General features: G+C 63.0%; 20 protein-coding genes and 1 pseudogene. 12 read left to right on the forward strand and 9 right to left on the reverse strand.

The genetic code is table 11. From position 1 onward, the window contains the following. Positions 1 to 39: 39 nt before the first annotated feature. Positions 40 to 1,524 (reverse strand): glucose-6-phosphate dehydrogenase, encoded by a 1,485-nt coding sequence (gene zwf, locus B0B13_RS05735; RefSeq protein ID WP_076797175.1) that lies wholly within the window; start codon positions 1,522 to 1,524, stop codon positions 40 to 42. 287 nt (positions 1,525 to 1,811) lie between these two features. Here zwf and pcaD point away from each other — a divergent pair, with 287 nt between their 5' ends. Then, entirely contained in the window at positions 1,812 to 2,603 is a 792-nt protein-coding gene (pcaD, locus tag B0B13_RS05740) for a 3-oxoadipate enol-lactonase (protein WP_076794952.1), read from the forward strand. Positions 2,604 to 2,628: 25 nt separating this feature from the next. On the opposite strand, the gene B0B13_RS05745 is transcribed toward pcaD, so the two are convergent. Continuing rightward, positions 2,629 to 4,932, reverse strand: coding sequence for a hybrid sensor histidine kinase/response regulator family protein (locus B0B13_RS05745; protein WP_170872384.1), 2,304 nt, complete (start codon positions 4,930 to 4,932; stop codon positions 2,629 to 2,631). A gap of 234 nt (positions 4,933 to 5,166) precedes the next feature. Here B0B13_RS05745 and B0B13_RS05750 point away from each other — a divergent pair, with 234 nt between their 5' ends. After that, complete coding sequence (locus B0B13_RS05750; RefSeq protein ID WP_083703651.1) at positions 5,167 to 6,048, forward strand: cytochrome c oxidase assembly protein; 882 nt, start codon at positions 5,167 to 5,169, stop codon at positions 6,046 to 6,048. Between the two features lie 158 nt (positions 6,049 to 6,206). Then, positions 6,207 to 7,376 (forward strand): NlpB/DapX family lipoprotein, encoded by a 1,170-nt coding sequence (gene bamC, locus B0B13_RS05755; protein ID WP_139337456.1) that lies wholly within the window; start codon positions 6,207 to 6,209, stop codon positions 7,374 to 7,376. A gap of 282 nt (positions 7,377 to 7,658) precedes the next feature. Here the strand turns inward: bamC and B0B13_RS05760 are convergent, their stop codons facing one another. The 3 genes from B0B13_RS05760 to B0B13_RS05770 form a co-directional block, all read right to left on the reverse strand. After that, positions 7,659 to 7,919 (reverse strand): DNA-binding protein, encoded by a 261-nt coding sequence (locus tag B0B13_RS05760; RefSeq protein ID WP_076787164.1) that lies wholly within the window; start codon positions 7,917 to 7,919, stop codon positions 7,659 to 7,661. Between the two features lie 145 nt (positions 7,920 to 8,064). Beyond that, positions 8,065 to 8,337: a hypothetical protein gene (locus tag B0B13_RS05765; RefSeq protein ID WP_076784978.1), complete on the reverse strand. Its 273-nt coding sequence runs from the start codon at positions 8,335 to 8,337 to the stop codon at positions 8,065 to 8,067. Between the two features lie 202 nt (positions 8,338 to 8,539). After that, the gene (locus tag B0B13_RS05770) at positions 8,540 to 9,259 is read right to left on the reverse strand and encodes a YdcF family protein (RefSeq protein ID WP_083703652.1); all 720 of its coding nucleotides are present in this window, start codon (positions 9,257 to 9,259) and stop codon (positions 8,540 to 8,542) included. A 151-nt stretch (positions 9,260 to 9,410) separates the two neighbouring features. Here B0B13_RS05770 and B0B13_RS05775 point away from each other — a divergent pair, with 151 nt between their 5' ends. Continuing rightward, positions 9,411 to 9,773 carry a hypothetical protein gene (locus tag B0B13_RS05775; RefSeq protein WP_370642937.1) on the forward strand — a complete coding sequence of 121 codons (363 nt, stop codon included), beginning with the start codon at positions 9,411 to 9,413 and terminating at the stop codon, positions 9,771 to 9,773. A 94-nt stretch (positions 9,774 to 9,867) separates the two neighbouring features. Here the strand turns inward: B0B13_RS05775 and B0B13_RS05780 are convergent, their stop codons facing one another. Both B0B13_RS05780 and B0B13_RS05785 read right to left on the reverse strand, forming a co-directional pair. Beyond that, positions 9,868 to 10,140, reverse strand: coding sequence for a hypothetical protein (locus tag B0B13_RS05780; RefSeq protein WP_076794960.1), 273 nt, complete (start codon positions 10,138 to 10,140; stop codon positions 9,868 to 9,870). Positions 10,141 to 10,458: 318 nt separating this feature from the next. Beyond that, positions 10,459 to 10,863 carry an IS5/IS1182 family transposase gene (locus tag B0B13_RS05785; RefSeq protein WP_076797177.1) on the reverse strand — a complete coding sequence of 135 codons (405 nt, stop codon included), beginning with the start codon at positions 10,861 to 10,863 and terminating at the stop codon, positions 10,459 to 10,461. Positions 10,864 to 11,324: 461 nt separating this feature from the next. Between B0B13_RS05785 and B0B13_RS05790 the strand changes: the two genes are divergently transcribed. The 8 genes and pseudogenes from B0B13_RS05790 (at position 11,325) to truB (ending at position 21,789) form a co-directional block, all read left to right on the forward strand. Then, positions 11,325 to 12,227, forward strand: a complete 903-nt coding sequence (locus B0B13_RS05790; protein WP_076794962.1) for a LysR family transcriptional regulator — start codon at positions 11,325 to 11,327, stop codon at positions 12,225 to 12,227. Between the two features lie 289 nt (positions 12,228 to 12,516). Then, positions 12,517 to 13,090 (forward strand): annotated as a pseudogene (gene scpB, locus B0B13_RS05795) (SMC-Scp complex subunit ScpB); the annotation flags it as partial. A 252-nt stretch (positions 13,091 to 13,342) separates the two neighbouring features. Continuing rightward, positions 13,343 to 15,043 (forward strand): 23S rRNA pseudouridine(2605) synthase RluB, encoded by a 1,701-nt coding sequence (gene rluB / locus B0B13_RS05800; RefSeq protein WP_076794964.1) that lies wholly within the window; start codon positions 13,343 to 13,345, stop codon positions 15,041 to 15,043. A 394-nt stretch (positions 15,044 to 15,437) separates the two neighbouring features. After that, complete coding sequence (gene rimP / locus B0B13_RS05805; RefSeq protein ID WP_076787158.1) at positions 15,438 to 15,896, forward strand: ribosome maturation factor RimP; 459 nt, start codon at positions 15,438 to 15,440, stop codon at positions 15,894 to 15,896. Continuing rightward, complete coding sequence (nusA, locus tag B0B13_RS05810) at positions 15,893 to 17,368, forward strand: transcription termination factor NusA (protein ID WP_076794966.1); 1,476 nt, start codon at positions 15,893 to 15,895, stop codon at positions 17,366 to 17,368. Before rimP ends, nusA begins: the two co-directional genes overlap by 4 nt. A 105-nt stretch (positions 17,369 to 17,473) precedes the next feature. Continuing rightward, on the forward strand, positions 17,474 to 20,389 hold the full coding sequence (gene infB, locus B0B13_RS05815; protein WP_076794968.1) for a translation initiation factor IF-2: 2,916 nt from the start codon (positions 17,474 to 17,476) through the stop codon (positions 20,387 to 20,389). A gap of 65 nt (positions 20,390 to 20,454) precedes the next feature. After that, on the forward strand, positions 20,455 to 20,823 hold the full coding sequence (gene rbfA / locus B0B13_RS05820; protein ID WP_076784971.1) for a 30S ribosome-binding factor RbfA: 369 nt from the start codon (positions 20,455 to 20,457) through the stop codon (positions 20,821 to 20,823). Between the two features lie 21 nt (positions 20,824 to 20,844). Then, positions 20,845 to 21,789, forward strand: a complete 945-nt coding sequence (gene truB / locus B0B13_RS05825; protein WP_076794970.1) for a tRNA pseudouridine(55) synthase TruB — start codon at positions 20,845 to 20,847, stop codon at positions 21,787 to 21,789. Positions 21,790 to 21,799: 10 nt separating this feature from the next. On the opposite strand, the gene B0B13_RS05830 is transcribed toward truB, so the two are convergent. Both B0B13_RS05830 and B0B13_RS05835 read right to left on the reverse strand, forming a co-directional pair. Beyond that, a complete protein-coding gene (locus B0B13_RS05830) occupies positions 21,800 to 22,993 on the reverse strand; it encodes a hypothetical protein (protein ID WP_139337338.1) in 1,194 nt (397 codons plus the stop codon). Between the two features lie 338 nt (positions 22,994 to 23,331). Next, entirely contained in the window at positions 23,332 to 24,699 is a 1,368-nt protein-coding gene (locus tag B0B13_RS05835) for a hypothetical protein (RefSeq protein ID WP_212667353.1), read from the reverse strand. Positions 24,700 to 24,845: the final 146 nt, after the last annotated feature.

Raw genomic sequence — 24,845 nt, forward strand, 5'->3', positions numbered from 1 at the left:
GGAATACCGGTCCGAAACATCCGGCCGCCGCCCGCTGCGTCATATTTCTTCGGCCCACGACATATTTTCGTGTACCATCAGCGCGGACGAAGCGGTGGGCCCGTAGGTGCCGGCCGTGTAGGTGCGGGGGCGCTCATCTAGTTCGCGCCAGCCTGCCAGGATCGGCTCGACCCAGGCCCAAGCGGCTTCCAATTCATCGCGGCGCATGAAATGGGTCAGGCGTCCCCGGATCACGTCGATCAACAGCCGCTCGTAGGCTTCGGCGCGGCGCCCCGTGAACGCCTGCTGTAAGTCCAGGTTCAAATTGACGGGCAGCATGTGCATGCCGCTGCCCGGCTCCTTCGCAAGCATTTGCAACTGGATCGATTCCTCCGGCTGTAGTTGAATGACCAGCCGGTTACCGTAGTTGCGCGGTCCACTCGGGATGATTGAGAAAGGCAAGTCGGCGAAATCGATGACGATCTCGGAGCGCCGCTTTGGCATCCGCTTGCCGGTGCGCAGGAAGAACGGTACGTTGGCCCAGCGCCAGTTGTTGATGTGCGCACGCAGCGCGACGAACGTCTCCGTGCGGCTGCCTGGCGGCACGTTATCTTCCTCGAGATAGCCCTTGACTGGCTCCCCGCCGATCGCGCCCGCGGTGTACTGGCCGCGCACCGTGTCACGGGCGATGTCCGAGACCGTCATCGGACGCAACGAGCGCAGCACCTTAAGCTTTTCGTCCCGTATCGCGTCAGGATCGAGCGACACAGGCGGTTCCATCGCCACGATGCACAGCAATTGCAGCAGGTGGTTCTGCACCATGTCGCGTAGCGCGCCCGTTTGGTCATAGAAACCGGCCCGGCTGCCGACTCCCACGGTCTCGGCGACTGTGATTTGCACGTTCTTGATGTACGGTGCTTGCCACAACGGACCGAAAATCGCGTTGCCAAAGCGCAGCACCATCAGGTTCTGCACGGTTTCCTTGCCCAGATAATGGTCGATTCGGTAAATCTGCGATTCGGCAAAGTACTGGCCGACCGACGCGTTAATCGCACGTGCCGACGCGAGGTCGTGTCCCAGCGGTTTTTCGAGCACGACGCGCGATTGTTCGTTGACCAGCCCGCACGCGGCGAGGTTGTCGCAGATCGTCGTGAATAGCTCGGGTGATGTGGCTAAGTAAAACACGCGTTGCGCTTCGGGCCGGGACGCCGCGACGAGGTTGGCGTAGTCGGGTGACGAGCCAACATCGATCCGCACGTAGTCGAACAATGCTAGAAAACGATCCCACGCCTGTTTGTCCAGCGCACTGCTGTCGACGAACGGCCGCGAGTGCTCGTCGATGAACGCGAGGTACTGGTCGCGCGAGAAGTCCTTGCGGCCGATCGCGATGATCCGCGTGTCGGCCGGCAGGTTGCCGTGCAGATGCGCCATGTACAGCGCCGGGAGCAACTTGCGGGCCGACAGGTCGCCGCCGCCGCCGAAGATGATCATGTCCAGTGCGCAGGCGGATGCGGCAAAGGCTGCGGAAGAAGCCGTGGTCGTCATGATGCGTGCGTGTCGCGGGCCGGTTGAGTAACCCGTATGGTGCATGGTTATACGGATTTTTGCACGCTCCCGCGCATTGCGCGCTTAACGTCGCCGCGCAATCAACTCGCAGACGCGTTGTGCCGCGTCGAGCAGTGGTGCAAGCCACGATTGGATCATTCTGCGTTCTGGTGACACTAACCGGCTTACTTGCGCTCGAGCGCGTGTGAAGTGGGCGTGCTTCAATGTGCCGTAGCGGTCGTGTAGCCCGCCCGCGCATTATCTGAACGACTGACGAGGGATCCATCATGCCATTTGCGTCGATCGACGGAATTCACCTGCATTACCGTATTGACGGTGCCGAGCATACCGATGCACCGTGGGTCGTGCTGTCCCATTCGCTGGGCACGCGGCTCGCGATGTGGGATGCCCAAGTCGTGGCGCTGAGCGCGCATTTTCGCGTGTTGCGTTACGATACACGCGGACACGGGCAGTCGGATACGCCACCGGGGCCCTATACAATCGGACGGCTGGCCGATGACGTGGTCGCGTTGCTTGACACGTTGGGCATCGAGCGTGCGCACTTTTGCGGTTTGTCGATGGGTGGGCAGACTGGCATTGCGCTCGGCGCTTGCCATGGCGATCGGCTGATCCGGCTGGTGTTGTCGAACACGGCATTCAAGATCGGCTCGCCGCAGGTATGGAACTCGCGCATCGCGAAAGCGCGCGGCGAAGGCATGGCCGGCTTGGCTGACGCGATCATTGAGCGCTGGTTGACGCCGGGATTCCGCGAGCGGCAAGCCGCACAGGCTGAGCTGTTGCGGGCGCAATTGGTGGCCACCGACCACGATGGGTATGCCGCAAACTGCGAGGCGGTGCGCGATGCCCACTTGCGAGACGCACTGGGCCGCATTACTGTGCCGACGTTGGTCATCGCCGGCACGCACGACGTTGTGACGAGCCCGGAGCAGGGCCGGGCGATGGCCGCAGCGATCCAGGGGGCGCAGTATCTCGAACTCGACGCATCGCATATCTCGAACATCGAACAGCGCGACGCGTACAACCGCGAGTTGGTGGCATTCCTGCGGAGCGCCGCATAATAGGGGCTGCTGGCATAAGCCATCGTCATGCCGCGTGAGGAAGCGCGGAGCGCAGCACGTCAAAATTGACCGGCTTGGGTAGCACCAGCAGGCCTTCACGTTGCGCCAGACTCAACTTGTCGGTGTGCCCGGTGATCAGGATGACGGGCAAACTGGGGTCCGCGTCGCGCAGCGCGATGGCCAGGTCGATGCCGTTCATCGGGCCGGGCATGGTCACATCACTAATTACCGCATCGTATCGCGCGTGCCGACGGTAGAGCTGCAGGGCTGAATGGGCATCCGGCGCGGTGGTGACTCGATGACCGTCCAGGTTCAGCACCGCCGCCGTTGCTTCGGCGACCTCGTTATCGTCCTCTACCAGCAGGAGTTCAAGCCCAGTCATGCCGGTCAAGGCGTGGCGCGCGCGCGCCGCGCGGCTCGGCCGGCCGTCGGGTACCACGTTGGCGTCCGACGGCACCGTGGCGGGCGATTGCCGCGACAATGGTTCACCGGGCGCCGGTGCGGGAATCTCGCCGTCAGACGCCAATGGACGCGGGACAGCCCCGTCGCGTTCGGCAGCGTGCGGCCCGGCGTGGGTGGGTGCCTGGGCTTCGGCGGCGGCCGCCGGCAGGAACAAGGCGACCGTCGTGCCCACGCCAGGATGGCTAATGATTTGCGCATCGCCGCCGGCCTGCTGGCAAAAGCCGTAGACCTGCGGCAGTCCAAGCCCGGTGCCTTTGCCAAGTTCCTTGGTCGTGAAGAATGGCTCGAACGCGCGCGCCGCCACGTCGGCGCTCATCCCGCAGCCATTGTCGCTGACCGCAATACGCACCCGATCCGGTTCGGCTATTGACGCTGCGCCGGCGTGCTCGTGCGTCGCCTGGTGGTTGTTGGCCGAAATGGCGATTCGGCCGCCGGCCGGTAGCGCGTCGCGCGCGTTGGCCACCAGGTTGATTAGTGCAAGCTGCAGGTCAGTGGGGTCCGCCAGTACGGGCCATACGCTGTCGGGCACCGCGATGCGCACGTCGCACTGCGGGCCGGCGCATGCCTCGATCAACCCCTTCCACTCGGCCAAACGGCTGCGCAGGTCGATCCGTTCGGCCCGCGTAGGCTGCTTGCGCGAGACGCTGAGCAAACGACGGGTCAGGGCTTCGCCAGTGTGCACGGCCCGTTCAATGGCCCGCCACTGCTTTGCCATGTTGCCCTCACCCATCTTCAGGCGGATCAGCCGCGCATTCGCGGACAGCACCATCAGCAGGTTGTTGAAGTCGTGCGCGACGCTGCCGGTCAGCCGGCCCAGCGATTCCATTTTCAGTGCGTGCCGATAGTCTTCCTCAGCCGCACGCCGCAGCGAAGCCTCCGCCTGCCATTGGCGCCATGCTTTTTCCTCGCTATCAAGGCGGCGCAGTGCGATGAACGCCACCAAAAACAACGCGATGCTGGGCACGACTGAAAAGCCGGTGACGATTACGGTGCGAGCGAGCCAACGCGAGAACACCTGGTCCAGCCGTAAATAGTCGGTGACGTAGACGTCGCGCGAGCCCACGCGCCGGTAGCCGATGATCGCTTGCGTATCGGCCAGGTGGACCCGCTCGGTGCCGCCCAGTTGCGCGGCTAGCACGCCGCGCGGCACCGGCGGCTCGATGTCGCCGGGCGCCGGCGCCGGATAGCGGGCGAGCAACGTGCCATCATTGCGCATCAGCGCGAGCTGGCCGATGTGGCTGCCGGTCACGAGCTCACGATAAAAGTCTTCGAAGTACGATGCGCGGATCGACAGGGCGACGACACCGGCAAATGAGCCATCGCTGAGATGGCGCGGCGTGATGACATCAAAGATGCGGTCACGGTGTCCCCGTAAAGGGATCGCCTCGGTCACGTAGTCGCCTTGGTTCCACCGGGCGGCGTTGCGGAATGCATCGGTCTGCGCAAGACTGCGCGGCACGCCCAGATAGGGATCGTTGGTGACCACGAGCCGGCCGCTTGCATCGTACACGCTGACCGCGGCCAAGTGATCAAAAGGTGCGGCAATTGAGCGCAGCTTGGTGGTCATTGCGTAATCACCCAACGCACCGCCATGGGATTCGGCTTCATAGATTGCCTGCAGGACCCTGTCCCGGATCACTTCATTGAGCTCGAACACCTTCAGCGCTTGCTCTTCGGTGATCCGGGACGAACGTGTGGCAAATCCACTGGCGTCACCCAGCGCCTTGTGCCAACTCGTTATGCCGTAGTACAGCAGGAACCCCGCCGGTAGTACGACGGTGGCGATCAGCAGCACGACCAATGCGCGGCGCAACGTGACGAAGTCGCGCACCGGCGCGTTGGGCTCGGCATGTCCGGATAGCGGCAAGGGCCAGTCCGCCCCGACGGTTGCACGATTGTCGGCGGTTGCTGGTTCGCTCGGCCCTGCAGGTCTTTTCGCAGGCGTGCGCATCTCAAATAGGGACACCCTTGTCGACGAAAGATCCTCTATTTTAGGACCATCGCGTGAACTCGGGCCGGCCCTGGTTCGCTTTGCTGTTAAGATGGTGCCGCTTTTTACCGGCCGGCGCCGCTGGAGTGCGCCGCATCGCTCCACCTTATCATGTCCTCGTTGCTTCGTTTCCTGGAACCGTGGGAGCCCTCATTCGGGCTGGTGTTCGTCTTTGTCGCGGCCGCCGTGCTGTTCGCGCGCGGCACGCTGCACCAACGCGTGGGCATCGCGCGCCAGGCGGCGTTCTGGACAGGTCTCGTGCTGCTGTATGTCGCGCTGCACACGCGAGTGGACTATTACGCAGAGCATCAATTCTTCGTCCACCGGCTTCAGCACCTTGTACTGCATCACTTGGCGCCGCTGCTGGTCATGTCTGCCTATCCAGGCAGCGTGATGCGTGCCGGCATGCCGCCACGCTGGCGCGGCATGCTGCATCGGGCGGCCCGGCGGCGTGCGTTGCGTATGGCCGGCGCCGTGCTGCTCAACCCGGCGTTCATCTCGTTGGCGTTCGTGATCTCGGTGCTCTTCTGGCTCATTCCGTCCGTGCAATTTATTTCGATGCTCGACTGGCGCATCTACTTGTTCATGAACTGGTCGGTGACGATCAGTGGTCTGCTGTATTGGTGGATGCTGCTGGATCATCGCCCGAGCCCGCCCAGTCGGGTAAAGCCGGGCATGCGGGTGTTGTCGCCGGTGATCACGATGACGCCACAGCTCTTGGCCGGTGCGATCATCACGTTCTCCTCGCGCGACCTGTACCCGATCTTCACGTTGTGCGGTCGCGCCATGGACCTGTCGCCGGCGCTGGATCAAAGCCTGGGCGGACTGATCATGTGGGTGCCCGCGGCCATCATTGAAACGATCGGCGGCCTGATGGCGCTGCGGCACATGATGCGCCTGTCAACGCTGCCGCCGCGTCGTCCCCCCGCGCAGCGCGCGTGGGCCGCCATGTCGGCGGGCGTTGCTCCTCCATCGCAAGCAGGCCGTTCATAGCGCGGGGTCGCTGTGCACCACTGACGCGTCGAGCCGGTGGCACGGTTCGCGCGTCATGGTTCTCGCGTCATTTTTGCACCTTGCAAAAAGAGATCGGTACAATGTTCGGTTGTTTGCCGGGCATTGGTCCGGGCGCATGCGGAAAGGATTCCATGAAACTGATTCAAACCCGTCTCAACTCGCGCTTTGTTGCTGGTGCCCTCATTGCCGGTGCCGTGGCGGCCTGCAGTTCGCCCCATCCGCAGGCTATCGATTACAAGAGTGCCACGCGGGCAAAGGCATCGTCGCTGGCCGTGCCCCCGGACATGACCAACGAGATCGCCGACCAGCGTTCGCTGCCGCCTCAAGGCGGCTCGGCGTCGTTGTCCGGATTGCATCAGGTGCAGCAATCGGCGCCTGTGCCGGTGGGCGACGCGGTGTTGCCGCCGGTGCAGGGCATGCATATCCAGCGCGAGGGCACGCAGCGCTGGCTAGTGATCGACAAGCAGGCGCCCGCACAAGTGTGGCCCCAGGTGCGGCGTTTTTGGCAGGAGCAGGGCTTCGTGCTGTCGCTGGACGCGCGCGATCGCGGGATCATGGAGACGGACTGGTACGAAACCCATCCGCAGGTGCCGGATGGCCTGATCCGCAATACATTGTCCAAGGCGCTGGGCACCGGCTATACGACTGGCCTGCGCGACAAGTACCGCACGCGGCTTGAAAACGCGCCGGACGGCGGAACGTATGTGTTCATCAGCCAGCGCGGATTGCATGAACAGTTGTTCGGCTCGAACAATGAGCAAAGCCGATGGGAAGATCGGCCAAATGATCCGGCGCTGGAGGCCGAGTACCTGAAGCGGTTGATGCAAGCGTTGGCGCGTAATCAGCAGGGCGGTGCGGCGACGGCCGCCGAGCCGGTGGTCGCATCTGCGCCCAAGGCCACCGACGCGACGGCCAGTGCGTCGCAGGCAGCGCGCAAGGCGTCGGAGGTCGCCGTGGCACCGACCGGGCCGACCTATATTACGCTTGCCGAGCCTTATGACGACGCGTGGCTGCGGGTTGGCGTGGCGTTGGACCGGAACAATTTCACGGTCGATGACCGCGATCGCACGCGTGGCCTGTATTTTATTCGTTACGTAGATCCGAACGACTTAAGTTCGGCCAAACAGGGCTTTTGGAGCCAAGTATTCCATGGCCGCAAGGAAAAGGCGGCGAAGCAATACCGTGTGAATGTGCGCGCGTTGACCGAGACGCAGACGAGGGTCGCGATTGTGGACGAGAGCGGACAGATTGACGATTCGAAACAGGCACGCCAGATTCTGTCGCTGCTGATTGACCCGCTGCGCTGACCCTGTGGCTGTTGATCGACTGGTTGCGCTGGCCTTGTCGCTCCGATCGACCCGTTGCGGCTGGCCTTGTCGCTGTTGATTGACCGGTTGCGCCGGCCCTGCTGCTGCTGATCGCCCGCGCTGACTGCCAAGCCCGGCGCCTTGCCCGTGCCGAGGCGGGCCCGGTGACTCCGTTGCTTATCCTCGTAGGGCGATGGGTTGGGTCCCTGCCTCGTGCTGTGAAGCAGGGGCGCTTTTTCCGCGTTGATCGGGGTCGCGTTGACCGGGGCGGCGGCACACGCGTCAGTGTGCGTCGACGACGTCCAGAATCAGGATGATTGTCCAGTCCGCTTCGCCCTCGTGGTGATACTGTCGCTCCGCGACGATGAACGGCTGCTGTTTGCCCGGCGGGCCCAGAAACAACACGTCACCCTCGACGGGCAGGCATTCGATCGGTGGCAGCGCGATGTACGGTTCGTCGCCGCGTGCGGTGCGCGGCATTAGCTTCTCGACCTTTTTCGAGGCTGCCTCAGTCCATTCGATTTCGAGTTCTATATTACTCACACCATCCTCCATGTCGTTACGCTCGTGCATCGGGCGCGGGACTGTAACACGAAACCGACGCCCATAAAAAAGCCGAAGCCTGCGAGGCTTCGGCCCGATGGCGCCTTAGCGCGCGGCATGCCGCACCGCCCGCCGATTGCAGCCGTTACTGGCTTGTTGCTGACAGTGCGGTAGCCTCGGCCTCGGAGGCGTGCTGCGCGTGCCCGCCCTTATGCTGCTTGGCAGCCTTGTGATGCTTGGCCGGCGCGTGCGAGGGTGTTGCTGGAGCTTCCGATTGGGCAGCTTCCAGTGCCTGGGCGCGCTGCTCAATGTCGGCCGCCTTGGCCGGGTCGGTACTCATCGTCACGCCGCGATCGGTCTGCGCATATGCCGTTGCGGCAAATAAGGAAACGAGCAATGCCAGGGACACTTTCTTCATTTTTACCTCCGTAGAGTGACAGCGTTCTCGGGCCCACGGCCGGAAGAGCCGCAGAGTACGCATTCTAGCCAGTAAATGGGCTACTCGCAGCGACAATGTAACGACCTTGCCGCGACGTGACATTTTGTTGCATATCGCGGAAACAACAAATTTTATTCAGCGGTCATTTTACGCGCATACTGTCGGATCGGTCTGGGGGGTATCAGAACCATCCGATTTGCCGGTAGACGTGAAACTGCGCAAGGCCGATCCATTCGTGCCATGCGAGGCTGGTATTGATGACATGGGCGAGGTGAGGCCTCCAGCTTGGGCGTCGCCATCTGTGGTTGGATGCGAACGGCACGACGTTGATGTCGAAGTGGTGAAAGTCGAGCAGCGCGCGCGGCAGGTGGTACGCTGACGTGATCAGCACGATCTGATCATAGTGGTGCTGGCGCAGGATCGCACCGGTGTTGCGGGCGTTTTCGTATGTGTTCAGGCTATCGGGCTCGAGCACGATGTTGGCTGCCGGCACCCCGCGCGATACCAGATGCGGTTGATAGTTGGCCGCCTCGCTTTGCTCGTGTTTTTGGGGATTGCCGCCGCTCACCACCAGCGTGCACTGCGCGCGCTGCGCACGGCATAGCGCGAATTGCGCGGCTGCCGCGTCGATGCGTCGCCACGCGTCGAACTTCGGCACCAGCCGATGCGCATCGTCATATTCCGTGCCGCTGCCGAGCATCACGATCGCGACGTGGCCGGCGTAGCGCAGGGAGCTCGCGGTTGGCACACGGGTTTCCAGTGCGTGCAGCGCCGGTTCGCCGAGCCATCCGGCGCACAGCAGGTAGGAGAACAACGCCGCCGCGACGCAGATCATACGGTGGTGACGGCGTGATACGGCGAGGGCGACGAGCCAGAGGAGCACAACGAATGCAACGAGCATGGAAGTATTGTTTCAGACGTCGCCCCGGCCGACTGCGTGCCGGTTGAGGCGACCGAGTTCAGGCGGTGAGTGTCAAGGTTTGCTGTCCGCTGGGTCGAGCCGTGCTGGTAACGGTGCCCAGCCGGTCGCGGCGCGACGATTATAAGCGGACATGTCGAATGCACCGGCCACCCTGGCCGGTGCCAACGTGGAGGGCGAGATGGATTATACGAACGAGGCCGTGCTGGAGGGCCTGCGGCGCGCGCAATACCGGCAGGTGCCGTGGCCGCGTCGTCCGCGAGTGTTTGAGTTCCTGCGCGAGCAAGGGCTGATTGGTACTGCACGGCAACCTTCGCCGCTCGTGCCAGGCTACCATGCGCCCGTGGATATTGCGGTGCTTAGCGCTCAGGGCAAGACGGAGTTGGGTCGACTGGAGCGCCGTGCGCGCCTGCCTGCGTGGTCTGTCGAGCGCGAGCTTCGTTATGCGTGCGACGCGGCCGCGTCGCTGCTCGCGCGCGCCGAGCCTCAACCGTGAGGGTGCGCAGCATCGCGCAGGGCGGCCTGCCGCGGAGGCAGGGCAACGGAAAAAGCCCGTATCCGTGCGGATACGGGAACATACCGGATGTTACTCATTGCCACGCTGTGCTCATGGCATAGCGTCGGACAGGATGGGTGCGCGCAGGTTCCCGCGCGTTGCTTTCGATATCGCTGCGCAGATCGCCCCGCGGGACCGGCGCAGTCAACGCTCCGCGTACATACGCGCTGCGTTCGACGCGCTCGGCACGGCTGGCGCGCGCGGCTGCGCCGGCGCTATGGTAGCCGCTGTCCAACCATCCTGCGCCCGCGGTTGCGCCGATTGACGATACCGCTATGCCGCAGACGATCCGGGCCTTCACGCTCATTGTTGCTCCCTAGGGCCGATCGAGGTGACGTCTATTGCTTCGATTCCACGATAAGCGCGGGGGAGAAAAGCCGCTGTAAATAAAAGTAAATGAATGTTTCCCCGTGCCAGCGGGGTAATGGGGCGCGCTGTCGGGCCGGCGTACCGATGGCGCCACCTCGGACCGCCCAGTGACGGGGGATGATTGCGCGAGTAGCGACCAGTGACGTGAAACGCACTGAAACAAGCTGCCGCTTCGCGCTCCGAGCAGGCGTGTGCGCGCTGCCTCGGTAAAAGCGCTCCGCCCGGCACGCGAGCGGATCTGCGAGTGTCAGTCAAGTCAGGCCATCTTCACCGGTGCGTGCCACGACTCGGGATTGGTCCAGAACGCGCCACGCAGCCGGTCGGCGCTTGGTGGTGTGGAGGGCTTCTTGATGGCCGACGCGCCGATGCGGCCGCGCAACGTGATTTGGCGCCCAGTGCCGGCGAGGCGGCGCACGACCTCGGCCAGTGTGCCGTCAGCCTGCCACTCGTCAAAGCGCCGGCGACAGGTCGGTGGTGACGGATAACGACCGGGTAGCTTGGACCATCCTTCTCCGGTCGACAAGACCCAGAGTACGGCATTGACCACGGCGCGCGGCTCCACGCGTGGCCGACCGCGACGTTCGACGCGCGCCGGCTCCTCGCAGAACAGCACCTCGACCAGTGCCCACTCGTTATCTTTTAAATCGTCGAACAGCATCATCATTTCACCTCAACGAAGCAAACCCCGGCGCACCGCGCCGCGCACCTTGATCGCGACCCTGGCAGCGGGTCGCCGGTCCCCGGGAAGCAGGCGTCGCTTGGGTCGCCGCCTTGGCCAGGTTTGTGCGCATGGCACACGCAGGATCCGTGCCATTGGTCCGGCATGCAGAGGCTGCAGCGCCAGCCAGGGTGGCCGGTGGCGACGGCAGCTGGCGTGCATGTCCGGTTAGTTGTGTATCTCAATACGGAATGGCCTGATAAGAAATCGGGACAATCACCAATCGCGTGCACGTGGTGCTACGTCGGTGTGTATCGATGCCTGATGGTGCACCGCCGCGGTATATCGCGTCGCGCAACAGGGCTCGCTGCGCCGCCGTCGTGGCGGCGACGCAGCTTGCGCAACGCAGCAGCGTGCAAGTTCGGCGTATGATGCATCATTAAACGTATTGATGAATTCTGTAAATGAATGTAACGCTCAGGCAACTCCGGGTCTTCATCGAAGTTGCGCGTCGGCAAAGTTTCAGTCGGGCAGGCGATGAAATCGGCTTGACGCAATCGGCCGTCAGCCGCTGCGTGCGCGAGTTGGAGATCGAACTGGGATTGAAGCTGGTCGACCGCACGACGCGCGAGGTACGCCTGACGGACGCGGGCGCCAACCTGCTGGGCGGCGTGTCGCGGCTGCTGTCTGATCTAGACCAAGCGCTGCGGGAGATACGGGAGATTGGCGAGCAGCGGCGCGGCCGGGTGATCGTGGCCGCCAGTCCGACCCTTGCATGCCGGCTGATGCCTCGCGTCGTTGCCCGCTGTCAACAACAATTTCCGTATATCCAGCTTGGCCTGCGCGACGATGTGCAAAGCGATGTGGTGCGCAAGGTGAAGTCCGGCGAAGTGGACTTTGGCGTGATCGTTGGCGGTCTGGTGGCGGACGAACTGGTTGGTGAGCCATTGATGACCGACTCGTTTTGCGTCGTCTGCCCGGCCAATCACCGGCTGGCTGCCAGCTTCCAGGTGCAATGGGGCGCTTTGGCCGGCGAGTCGCTCGTGCTGCTCGGCCCGGAGTCGGGCAGCCGGCCGATCATCGACCGGGCGCTGCGCGAGCATGGCGTCGTCTCGCCGGTCGTGCAAGAGTTAGGACACTCGGCGACGGTGTTCGGATTAGTCGAGGCCGGCGTGGGCATTAGTGTGCTGCCGTGGCTGTCGCTGCCGTTGCCGGCCAATTCCGGACTTGTCGCGCGTGCGTTGCTGCCACGCGCGCAACGTACGGTGGAACTCGTGCGCCGCCGCGATCGTTCACTGTCGCCGGCTGCCCAGGCGGTATGGGAACTGGTGCGCACGCTGCCCGCCCGGGCTGAGGATCTGACATGAGTGGGCCTCGCGACACGCTGAGCGTGGCACACGGCACACGGCGGCTCACGCGCGTGCCTTGATCTTTACGCGTTGCGTTTTTTTGCGTACTATAACGTTCAGTCACGTGATTCCTTATGGAATTCCTCTGGCTTCCCGGCGCGGTGTGGTCCGTGGTCATCTTGCCAACCCCCGGGCGTGCTCGCATCAATATGATCGATCAGAAGCGGGCGAGCGCGGTCTTTCGTCATGCGCGCTGTTCAGGCGCTTTTGATCCGGTTCATTGACCAAACAGGTCTGGTCCAGCTGAATGAATACCCAAGAGGCGAAAATCGTCCTCGAGACTGCTTTGATTTGCGCACAGGAGCCGCTCAGGGTCAGTGACATGCGCCGACTATTTGCCGACGAGATCTCGGCTGATACGATCCGGGCGCTGCTTGAAGACCTGCGGATGGACTGGCACGATCGGGGTGTCGAGTTGGTATCGGTAGCAACGGGATGGCGATTCCAGAGCCGTCCGGCAATGCGTGCGTTCCTGGATCGGCTCAACCCGGAGAAGCCGCCAAAGTATTCGCGTGCAGTACTCGAGACACTCGCGATCATTGCGTATCGTCAGCCGGTCACGCGTGGCGATATCGAGGAGATTCGCGGTGTCACAGTTAATACGCAGGTCGTCAGGCAGCTGGAGGACCGTGGATGGATCGAGGTGATCGGGCATCGTGACGTGCCCGGGCGGCCGGCGCTGTACGCGACGACTAAGCAGTTCCTGGACGATCTTGGGATGGCCACGCTGGACGAGTTGCCGCCGCTGTCTGACCCGAGCCCACCGGGACAGGCCGATCGGCTGGCGCAGCGCGCCATCGAGTTTGCCGAGAGCGACGAGGAACCGAACTGCGCTGCGGTGATCGGTGAGGAAGTTCCGCCCGCGCACGATCCGGTAGATGGGTTAGTAGCGCATGGCAATACCGACGGGGGCGACGGGCACGCGCACCCAGCAGCGGCGGCCGCACCTGGCGACGTCGAAAAGATTGATGAGCAGGCGCCGAGCGACCCGATATCGCACGACGTTTGACACGTACACCGACCCCGGCGCAGCCGAATGGCGCGTGCCGGCATTCTGACACTCAGAGGTTGTTTTGAACGAGAACCACGATCCCGATTCTCCCGAGTCCGGTCCTGCCCGCGTGGCGGCCGTGGACGATCGCGATGCGGGCCAGCGCGCCTTGCCGGTGCTGCCGGTCGCGGAAGGCAGCGACGGCCAAGAGCGGCCACGGCGCGGTTTGCGCCGCGGGCCGCGCAGCCTGATCGCTCGCCGTCGCGCGGCGGCCAAGTCGAAGGCGATCGATGTTATCGATGCTGCGCCGGCTGCGGTGACCGAGGCGCCGCCCGACGGCGCGATGGTCGCGCATGTGCGCATGCCCCGCAAAGATCCCGCCAACAAACGCCAGGGCAAGGGCGCCAAGCGTGACCTTGAGGCGCGCCGCGATGCCGACGCCCCCCGTCGCGAGCCGCGCGCCAGGCGTGACGCCAGCGTGGCGCCGGCCGGCGGTTTCCAGAGAGGCGGGGGACGCGACGAAGGCCGGGGGCGCGACGACGACGTATTCGCCTATGTTACGTCGCCGGCGTTCGATGCCGATAACACGGGTGCGGGTGGTGTGCGCGCGCCAATGCTGCGGCGCGGCCGCAAGGGCGGCGTGCCGGCCAGCAAGCGCGCGTTGTCGGCCGACGACGACGCGCCAAAGCTGCACAAGGTGCTAGCCGAGGCCGGCATGGGCTCGCGTCGCGAAATGGAGGAATTGATCATTGCTGGGCGCGTGTCGGTCAATGGCGAGCCGGCGCACATTGGCCAGCGGATCATGCCAACTGACCAGGTGCGCATCAATGGCAAGCCGGTCAAGCGCAAGCTGCCGAACAAGCCGCCGCGCGTGCTGATCTATCACAAGCCGGCAGGCGAGATCGTCAGCCATGCGGATCCGGAAGGTCGCCCATCGGTGTTCGACAAGCTGCCGCCGATGAAGACGGCGAAATGGCTGGCCGTCGGTCGGCTGGATTTCAATACCGAAGGCTTGTTGTTGCTGACCACATCCGGTGACCTCGCGAACCGTTTCATGCATCCGCGCTACCAGGTTGAGCGCGAATATGCGGTGCGGGTCATCGGCGAATTGGCCGAGAGCGCGCGGCAGAAGCTACTCAGCGGCGTCGAGCTAGACGACGGTCCGGCGAGCTTCCTGCGTATTCAGGATGGCGGTGGCGAAGGCACCAATCGCTGGTACCACGTGGCGCTTGCAGAAGGCCGCAACCGCGAGGTGCGCCGCATGTTCGAAGCCGTGGGCCTGACCGTCAGCCGGCTGATCCGCACGCGCCATGGCCCGATCGTTCTGCCGCGTGGTCTCAAGCGTGGCCGTTGGGACGAACTCGAGGACAACCAGGTGCGCGCGTTGATGTCAGCCGTTGGGTTGAAAGGACCGGGCGAGGACAAGGCGGAGCGCAGTAAGGCGACGCCGCGTCGCCAGCCCGATCCGATGCAGACGGCGCTCGGCTATATCGGCTACGATGCGCCGGGTCCGCAGCGGCGATTTGGCCGCGGTGCGCGCAGCGGCGCGAACTGGACTTCGTCCACGCCGCCGGTGCCCGGGTATACCGGCTTTGCCGCCGCGCACGGGCACGGCAATATGACGGGTGGTAACCGCGATAACCGTGACGCCAATGGCAACCGAGCACCCGGCAAGGGCGCGCAAAAGAGCAATTCGCGTGGGGGGCGCGGCGCGCAGACGGCGCCGCGCCAAGGTGGTGCGCGGCAGGGCGGTGCACCGCGGGGGCGTCCGCGCGGTCGTTAAGCGTGCTCTTGCCGGAGGCGTCTCTCGTGCGTGGCATAGTGTGCCGACGCGCCGCGCGCGTACCACCGCGTGGTCACGTTTTGGTTTCGATATGCCGCGTGGATTGCGGGTCGCGGCGAAAAACGCTATAATTTCGCAGTCGCTGGGCACACGTTTTATCAGTTAAGGTGCGGCTCGAGGCGCGACCACCGGTAAAAAGAAGATGGGCGTGTTGGCGCCCATTTTTTTTTTGCCGTTGCCGCAGTGCGTCGTTATCGTGGCGGAGGTGACCCGATGACGCTGCTTCGCAGTACTGCCGCTTTCGTGTGCCGCGTTGCGCGAGCGTGCCCGGTACCGCGAAACAGGAGGTCGGACGCGTGTTGCGCGTGGTCCGTGCTGCATGAGGTTAAACAACGTGCAATTGTCGGAACTGATTGAAAATACTGTTACCGGGCTCGGATACGAGCTTGTCGATTTGGAGCGCTCCGGCCGCGGCATGCTGCGCGTGTTTATCGACCAACCGGCGGGCATCGCGATAGACGATTGTGAGAAGGTGACGCGCCAACTTCAGCACGTGCTGACCGTCGAAAATATCGACTATGAACGTCTCGAAGTTTCGTCGCCGGGGCTAGACCGGCCGCTGAAGAAACGGGCGGATTTTGAACGTTTCGCCGGTAGCGAGGCGATGGTGACGCTGAAGCAGCCGCTGGACGGCCGAAAATCGTTCCGCGGCATCCTGTACGCGCCTAATGGCGACACGATAGGTTTGGAATTTGAAGGAAAAGACGGCCCGGCGAGGCTCGATTTCACGCTCGCTGACATAGACCGTGCTCGTCTTGTTCCGCAAGTCGATTTTAGGAGCCGCAAACAATGAGTCGCGAAGTGTTGATGCTGGTGGATGCGCTGGCGCGCGAGAAAAACGTCAACAAGGATGTGGTATTCGCCGCGCTCGAGGCCGCGCTCGCTTCCGCCACGAAGAAGCTCTTCGACGAGGATGTCGACATACGCGTGTCAATCAACCGCGAGTCTGGCGAGCATGAGACTTTCCGCCGCTGGCGCATCGTGCCGGACGAGGCGGGCTTGCAGCAGCCGGACCAGGAAATCCTACTGTTTGAAGCGCGCGAGCAGGATCCGGATGCGCAATTGGACGGTTATATCGAAGAGCCGATCCCGTCGATTGAGTTCGGTCGCATCGGCGCGCAAGCGGCCAAGCAAGTGATTTTGCAGAAGGTGCGCGATGCGGAGCGGGAGCAGATCCTGAACGATTTCCTCGAGCGTGGCGAGAAGATCATGACCGGCTCGGTAAAGCGGCTCGACAAGGGCAACCTGGTCGTCGAATCGGGGCGGGTCGAAGCGTTGCTGCGCCGCGATCAACTGATCCCGAAAGAGAATCTGCGCATTGGCGATCGCGCGCGTGCGTATATCGCCAAGGTCGACCGCACGGCGCGGGGGCCGCAGATTGAGCTGTCGCGCACCGCGCCCGAATTCCTGATGAAGCTGTTTGAACTCGAGGTGCCGGAGATCGAGCAGGGCTTGCTCGAAATCAAGTCGGCGGCGCGTGACCCCGGCGTGCGGGCGAAGATCGCAGTGGTGGCCTATGACAAGCGCATCGACCCGATCGGCACGTGTGTCGGCATTCGCGGTTCGCGCGTGCAGGCAGTGCGCAACGAGTTGGGTGGCGAGAACGTCGATATCGTGCTATGGTCGGAAGATCCTGCCCAGTTCGTGATCGGCGCCCTTGCGCCGGCTGCCGTGCAATCGATCGTCGTTGACGAGGAAAAGCACGCGATGGATGTCGTCGTTGACGAAAACGAGCTGGCTGTCGCGATCGGCCGAAGCGGCCAGAACGTGCGGCTCGCCAGCGAGCTGACCGGCTGGCAGATCAATATTATGACACCGGACGAGTCCGCCGAGAAACAGTCGCAAGAACGCAAGGTGCTGCGCGACCTGTTCATGGAGCGGCTGGATGTTGATGAGGAGGTCGCCGACATCCTGATCGACGAAGGTTTCACGAGCCTCGAGGAGATCGCGTACGTGCCGCTCAACGAGATGCTCGAGATCGAGGCGTTCGACGAAGACACGGTGCACGAGTTGCGCAATCGCGCACGCGATGCGCTGCTGACGATGGCGATCGCGAATGAGGAAAAGGTCGAAAACGCGTCGCTTGACCTGAAAAGCCTCGATGGGATGGATCGGGAGCTACTCGCTAAGCTCGCCGAGCACGAGATACACACGCGTGACGATCTGGCCGAGTTGGCCGTCGACGAGTTGGTCGAGATGACCGGCATCGACGAGGAGGCCGCGAAGGCGCTGATCATGAAGGCGCGCGAGCACTGGTTCCAGTGACGGGCGCGAAGCGAGATTATGATGGCGCATTGAAATGACGCGGCCCGATAGGCCGCACCGGGATGTCAACTGCAAGGACCGCTGTCCTTGCCTCAAGAGGGATGAATGGCGAGCAACAACGTAGCCCAATTTGCCGCGGAACTGAAGATGCCTGCAGGCCTTCTGCTCGAACAGCTTCAAGCTGCGGGTGTGCAGAAAGCTAGCGCTGACGACGTATTGTCCGAAGCGGACAAGGCGCGTTTGCTGGATCACTTGCGCAAGTCGCACGGCAGCGCTGACGGCGACAAGCGCAAGATCACGCTGACGCGTCGGCAGACGTCGGAAATCAAGCAGGCCGACGCAACCGGCAAGGCTCGCACGATCCAGGTCGAAGTCCGCAAGAAGCGGGTGTTTGTCAAGCGCGACGAGCCAGGTACCGAAGCGCCGAATGGCGAGGACCAGGACAGTGCGACTGCCGAACTCGCGCGTCGCGAGGAGCAAGCGCGCCTCGAAGCCGAGGCACTGGCTCAGCAGGCGCGCGAATTGCGTGAGCGGCAGGAGCGCCTCGAGCGCGAGGAGGCGGAGCGGCGCGCCCGCGAGGAGGCCGCGCAGGCGGAGCGGCGTCGCGCTGAAGAGGAAGCGGCGCGGCGCGCGGCGCAGGCGGCTCAGGCTCAGGCTCAGGCTCAGGCACGCGCTGCTGCCCAGCAGGTGGCCGCGCAGCAGCGCAATCACGATGTGCCACAACCGGCCGGCCAATCCGCCGCCGACGACGCTCGTGCGGCGGCCGAGCGCGCTGCCGAGCGGGAGGCGGCGAAGAAGGCCGCCGACGATGCCCGTGCCGCCGCCGATAAGGCACGCCTGGAGCAGGAGGCCATCCGCAAGCGACGGGAAGCGGCGGAAGCCGAGGCACGGGCGATCCGCGAGATGATGGCGACGCCGCGCAAGGCAATGGTCAAGGTGCCTGAGCCGCCAAAGCCGGTCGAACCGGCCAAGACCGCTGAGGCGAAGGGCACGCTGCACAAACCGGCTAGGCCGGCGGGCGCGGCAGCGCCGGCCCGACCGGCCGCTGGCGCGAAGAAACCGGTGTCGGCACCGACGGCTGCACTCTCCGGCGACAAGAAGAAAGTCCCGGGCAAGAGCGGCTGGCAGGACGATGCGGCCAAGCGCCGTGGCATCAAAACGCGCGGTGATTCGAGCGGTGGTGTCGACCGTGGTTGGCGGGGTGGTCCACGCGGCCGTGGCAAGCATCAGGATGCGCATACGAATTTCCAGGTGCCGACCGAACCGATCGTGCGCGAAGTGCATGTGCCGGAGACGATCACCGTAGCCGATCTCGCGCATAAGATGGCCGTCAAGGCCTCCGAGGTCATCAAGGTGATGATGAAGCTCGGCCAGATGGTGACAATTAACCAGGTGCTGGACCAGGAAACCGCGATGATTGTCGTCGAGGAACTGGGCCATCATGCGGTTGCCGCGAAGCTTGACGACCCGGAAGCGTTGCTGATCGAAGGCGAAGTGGCCGATGTCGACGCGCTGCCACGCCCACCGGTCGTCACGGTGATGGGCCACGTCGACCACGGCAAGACGTCGCTGCTCGACTATATCCGTACCGCGAAGGTCGCTGCGGGCGAGGCGGGGGGCATCACTCAGCACATCGGCGCATACCACGTCGAGACGCCGCGTGGTGTGATCACGTTCCTCGATACGCCGGGCCACGAGGCGTTTACCGCGATGCGTGCGCGGGGCGCGAAGTCGACCGACATCGTGATCCTGGTGGTCGCGGCCGACGATGGCGTGATGCCACAGACGAAGGAGGCGATTGCGCATGCGAAGGCGGGCGGCGTGCCGATCGTCGTGGCGATCAACAAGATTGACAAGCCCGACGCGAATCCGGATCGGGTAAAACAGGAATTGGTCGCGGAAGGTGTGGTGCCGGAAGAGTACGGCGGTGATGCGCCGTTCCTCGAGGTGTCCGCCAAGACCGGACAGGGCATTGACGACCTGCTCGAGAACGTGCTGTTGCAAGCCGAGGTGCTCGAATTGAAGGCGCCCATTGAGGCGCCTGCCAAGGGTATTGTGATCGAGGCGAAGCTGGACAAGGGCAAAGGCCCGGTCGCGACGATCCTGGTGCAGTCCGGTACGCTGTCGCGTGGCGACGTCGTACTGGCGGGCTCCGCGTATGGCCGCGTGCGGGCGATGACCGATGAGTTTGGCAAGGCGGCGAAGTCGGCAGGGCCATCGATTCCGGCCGAGATCCAAGGGCTGTCCGAGGTGCCGAACGCCGGCGAGGAAGTGATCGTGCTGCCGGATGAGCGCAAGGCGCGTGAAATCGCGCTGTTCCGGCAAGGCAAGTTCCGCGACGTGAAGCTTGCGAAGCAGCAGGCTGCGAAGCTTGAAAGCATGCTGGAGCAGATGGGTGCTGGCGAAGTGCAGAACCTGCCGCTGATCGTGAAGGCCGATGTACAGGGCTCGCAGGAAGCGTTGGTGCATGCGCTGCAGAAGCTGTCGACCGACGAGGTGCGCGTGCAGATTGTGCACAGCGCGGTGGGCAGCATCAGCGAAACGGACGTCAACCTGGCGACCGCGTCCAAGGCCGTCATCATTGGTTTCAACACGCGTGCCGACGCCCAGGCGCGCCGGCTGGCCGAGGCGAACGGCGTCGATCTCCGATACTACAACATCATTTATGATGCGGTAGACGAGGTGAAGGCTGCGATGTCTGGCATGCTGGCGCCGGAAAAACGTGAGGCGGTGATCGGCACGGTCGAGGTGCGGCAAGTGTTCAAGGTACCGAAGGTCGGTGTGGTTGCCGGCTGTATGGTGACCGACGGCATCGTCAAACGCGCGGCGTCGGTCCGGGTGCTGCGCGATAACGTGGTGATCCATACCGGCGAGCTTGATTCGCTCAAGCGCTTCAAGGACGACGTGAAGGAAGTGAAGCAGGGCTTCGAGTGCGGCTTGTCGCTGAAGAACTTCAACGACATCCAGGAAGGTGACCAATTCGAGGTGTTCGAAGTTACCGAGGTGGCGCGCACGCTGTAATTTAATGCGCCGGCGCTAGGGGCGGGGCCGTCAGGCTCCGCCTTTTTTGTTGGCAGGAGTGAACTATGCCGAAAAAACGCAGCAGTGGCGATCGCAACGTGCGGATCGCTGATCAGATTCAGCGCGATTTGTCGGAGTTGATCGCGCGCGAAGTCAAGGATCCGCGAATTGGCCTGGTGACGATCCAGGCGGTCGAGCTGACCCCGGATTACGCGCATGCAAAGATATTCTTCACGACACTGACTGGAGACCCCCGGCAGACGCAAGAAGCGCTCAACCACGCGGCCGGCCACTTGCATAACTTGTTGTTCAAACGCCTGCACATCCATACGGTGCCGACGTTGCACTTTGTGTTCGATGAGTCGATCGAGAAGGCCGTACACATGTCGCGGTTGATCGACGAGGCGAACGCGACGCGCGCCAAGGACGACTGACCCCTGGAGCGCGATATCGATATGACGCAACGACGTGATCCGGCACGGCCGCGCCTTGTCCGGCGCCCCGTGGACGGTGTGTTACTGCTGGACAAGCCGGTCGGGCTGTCCAGCAATGATGCGCTGATGCGCGCCAAGCGCCTGTTCAACGCGAAAAAGGCCGGGCACACCGGAACGCTGGACCCGCTTGCGTCCGGTCTGTTGCCGCTGTGTTTCGGCGAGGCGACCAAGTTTTCGCAGGATCTGCTTGATGCGGACAAGACCTATGACGCGACACTGAAACTTGGCGTGCGCACGACGACCGGTGACGCGGAGGGTGACGTGCTGCAGACACGGCCTGTTATGTGCGACCGGGCGGCGCTCGACGCGGCGCTTATCGCGTTCCGTGGTCCAATCATGCAGGTGCCGCCAATGTACTCGGCGCTCAAGCGCGACGGCAAACCGCTCTATGCATATGCGCGGGCAGGCCATACGCTCGAGCGCGAAGCGCGTGCGGTGACGATTCACGCATTGGAATGCATCACGTGCGCATTGGACGGTGCAGCGTCCGTGACGATCCGCGTTACGTGCAGCAAAGGCACCTATATTCGCGTACTGGCCGAGGACATTGGCGAAGTGCTGGGTTGCGGCGCGCATTTGACGATGCTGCGCCGCACCGGTGTGGGAGCATTAACGCTAAACGACGCTGTAACGTTGGACGAACTGTCCGATGCGGACGAGCCGCGACGTTTGGCCTGTTTGCAACCGATCGACGCGTTATTATCAACGTTTGCACCCGTCGAGCTGGATGCCGAAATGGCCCGGCGCTTCACGCACGGCCAGCGGTTGCGGTTGGGGAGTGAACCGAACGTGGGTGACGACGTCAGGGTCAGGGTATATGATGCTGACGGGCGTCGGCTGCTTGGACTCGGCCGGTGGCAGCGTGGTGTGCTGTTGCCAGAACGCCTGATTGCCCCCCGCAGTTAACGCCGGTTCGTTACGCGATTTCGTTGAATTGACTCTCGAGCCACGCCGTCGTCCTTTGCCGCTGTTCGGCGAGCAGCGTTTCCGATATCGATTCGAGCAGCGAAAGTGCGGCGCTAAACTGTTCGAGCGTCATTTTGCCTGAGCGCCACAGCGTGTGGCTTAGCGCTTGTACCCGATCCCATCGATTCTGCTGCGCTGCCGCCGATGGCGGCGCGGCCTCATTGGACCATGCTGTGTCGGCATTGGCAACGTCGTGGTGCACCGCCGCGGTGGCGGCGATCAGCGGCTCGACTGCGTCCGCGTCGCCATGCTGAGTAGCAATCAATATTAAGTTATCCAAACGGCCTTGCTGTTCAGTGCTTTCCAGCCATTGCAGGTATGGCACGAGTTTCGCGATCGGAGTGGGTGGTTCTGCTATCGCGACATGCACCAATGCATCGAAACTGGCTGCGCGTTCGTCATCGGGCAAACGGTTCAACAGTGATGCCATGACCTCAATGGCGTCCACTTTGTCCGGTCCGTGCAACTTCCTAATCGCGTCGAGTCCTACATTGAATGCCGCTCGCCGCGCAGAGTGCTCTGGTACGATTGCGTTGTGGGGGCCGTCGGGACTGTAACACATGTGATTAAAGCACCTGGGCAGCACGTCGATCAATGCCCGGTACGGGGCGGCACTTGCCTGTGCCGGTTGCCGCTCGAGCTTGGATAGCGTCCAATGAATTGCGTCCAGGTGCCCGTCCTGCATCCATGGGATTTGCTCGATTACGTGTGCTTGAAGCTTCGTCTTATCCATAGGCAACCGGCAAGCGGCGTCGAAGATGTCTTTGAATTCCTGCAGCGGCGCTTGCTGCTCATCGCTGCCCAGGTCCATCGCACGCGCGTGGAGCCGCGCTGCACGGATTGGCAACCACGACGCTTGCCACGTGTGGGGCGACGCGGTCGCGAACGACCACAGGTGACGATAAGTGGTTGTTTGTTCGATGTCCGTCGTGGGTTCAGCGACTCGACAGGCGATGATTTCAAGCACCTCTAGCGGCAGCTTCGTCAGCGTCGGCGTGTGCTCTAGCACTCTGCTCGCGCGATTGCACGTCGGCGGAACCTCCGAGGCCGCGCTGCGCGGCAGTGACGCCAATGTGTCCAATCGATAGTCGCGTAACGTCGCCGGCATCTGGCGTGACGTCGGCATCTGATCGGATGCAACCAATGCGGTCTCGGCGTCCGGGACCTCAGGAGCGCAACATGCGCCCGTCATGCAAGGCAAATAGGTGAACAAGTTTATTGACATCGCGTATTTTCATTTTAAGCCGTTTAATCCAGGGGCTGGCGGCGCACGCTGCGTTGATCATGCCGCCCAATGCGATGGGGTTGTATCGCATTGGCCAATGTCCGCTAATCGTGGCGGATTGCCATGTGATGCACAGCATAGTCATTACGCCAGCGCCGGAGCTGGTAAGGTAGACGTAATCGACAGGGAAACGAAATTTACCCGTGCGCGACGCAGCCTACGTTGTGCCAGTGCCGTGCGGGTGGGGTCAGCGGCTGCTATGCGAAGGGGAATGCGATGCGTGCCAGACGCGACTGGGTAGGATCCGTGCACCGCTTGCGCCATTGGTCTATCCAAGGTTGCGAGGAGGGCGAAAAGTTGACGGAGCTGCCTCGGAGTCCAAATGGGTCTTCAAGCGCTGCCTGCGCGTCGCGACTATTGTGTGGCGTGGCGCAATCTAGCATACGGGCCAGCATGTCGAAAACTTCGCGCTTTTGTTCATCTGGCGAACGGTGTATCTGTGCAACGAGGCAGGAAAGGAGTTCGACTCTCGAGCGCAATTGCGATCGTTTCAGTATCTGACTTTGTGTCGGAAACTCGCTAACTTTACGAAGTAGCCACTCGTACATCGGCTGTTGCTCTGTCTGGGGAATGGCACTTAGCTGACTAGCAACGGCGGCTAATATCGTGTTTGCGCTCCGGTCTCTAGATGGGTCCAACGATTGGTCTGCAAGGCGGCGAACGGCTACGCACGCCGCGCCAACATCTTCGCCGGGAAGGTTGACCGCGGCATTCAGTAAAGGCTTGATCATGCCTGCGATGCGGTGTTGCATTGCCACTTGCAGCAGCGCGTGCCAGCGTGCAGGCCTGTCGTTATTGGAAAGGACATCGAGGTGAGTCGCGAGCGTTGGTGCCGACGCACCGTCATGCTTCTGTACAACGGACAGTAAGTTATCGAACTTCGCAGCACGCTCTTCTGCTGGAAGCTTTGAAAGGACTGACGCAAGCGTTTCCACCAACTTCGAATTAATGACACGCGCTGTGTTCACTAGCGCATCGAAACGAGGCGCCAAGTCCGGCGCATCCAGCTGGGGCAGTACGGCCGCTAGCATAGCCCCAGTCGCTGTCTTCTTGGCGATTTTCTCGTCGACACTATTCGAGTGCGGCGGAAGCTGGGATGCGGCGTCCACTAGTTGGAGCAGCAACGTGTGCAGGTTGGCATGAGTGTCCACGTTGGGCCGCCAGTCGCCGACGATGCGCGGTATTTCGTCAAATAACGCAATATATTGTGCGTGGCACGGGTTACGATCGGACTGCTTGAGTTTGGCGGCGACGTCTTGTGCCGCACGATACGCGTCGTATGTCGGCAGGCATCGCATCTGGCTGATGATATAGGCTTCCACCCGAGGGCGCCGAGGTCGCAGTGCCGTCGCGCTCGCGAAAATTTCGTTGAACTTGCCAACTCGCTCCGACTCCTTGAGTCGCTTTAGGTCACTGGCCTGCTGCGCTAGCTGGGCGACCTCAAATTCAGGCGCTAGCCAGTTGGACGAACCGGGTATGACCGACGAATACCGTTGCAGACTGTTGAAGTGGGATCTGTATGGGCCCGTCCGATCCGGTTCGGTGATCATCTTCGCGATGGTCATGTGAATTTCTTTGGGCAACTTCAGCAAGTGCGGTGGCGAGGTTGTGACGTCCGTTTTTAACGTACTCGCACCCGTGACATCCGTTTTAGGCGTACTGGCGCGAGAAGCGCGCGACGCGTTGCCCTTATGCCACGGCGGTCGCCGGA

Origin of the sequence: Burkholderia sp. b14 (assembly GCF_900156195.1) — a bacterium.
In the GTDB taxonomy this organism is placed as follows: Bacteria; Pseudomonadota; Gammaproteobacteria; order Burkholderiales; family Burkholderiaceae; genus Mycetohabitans.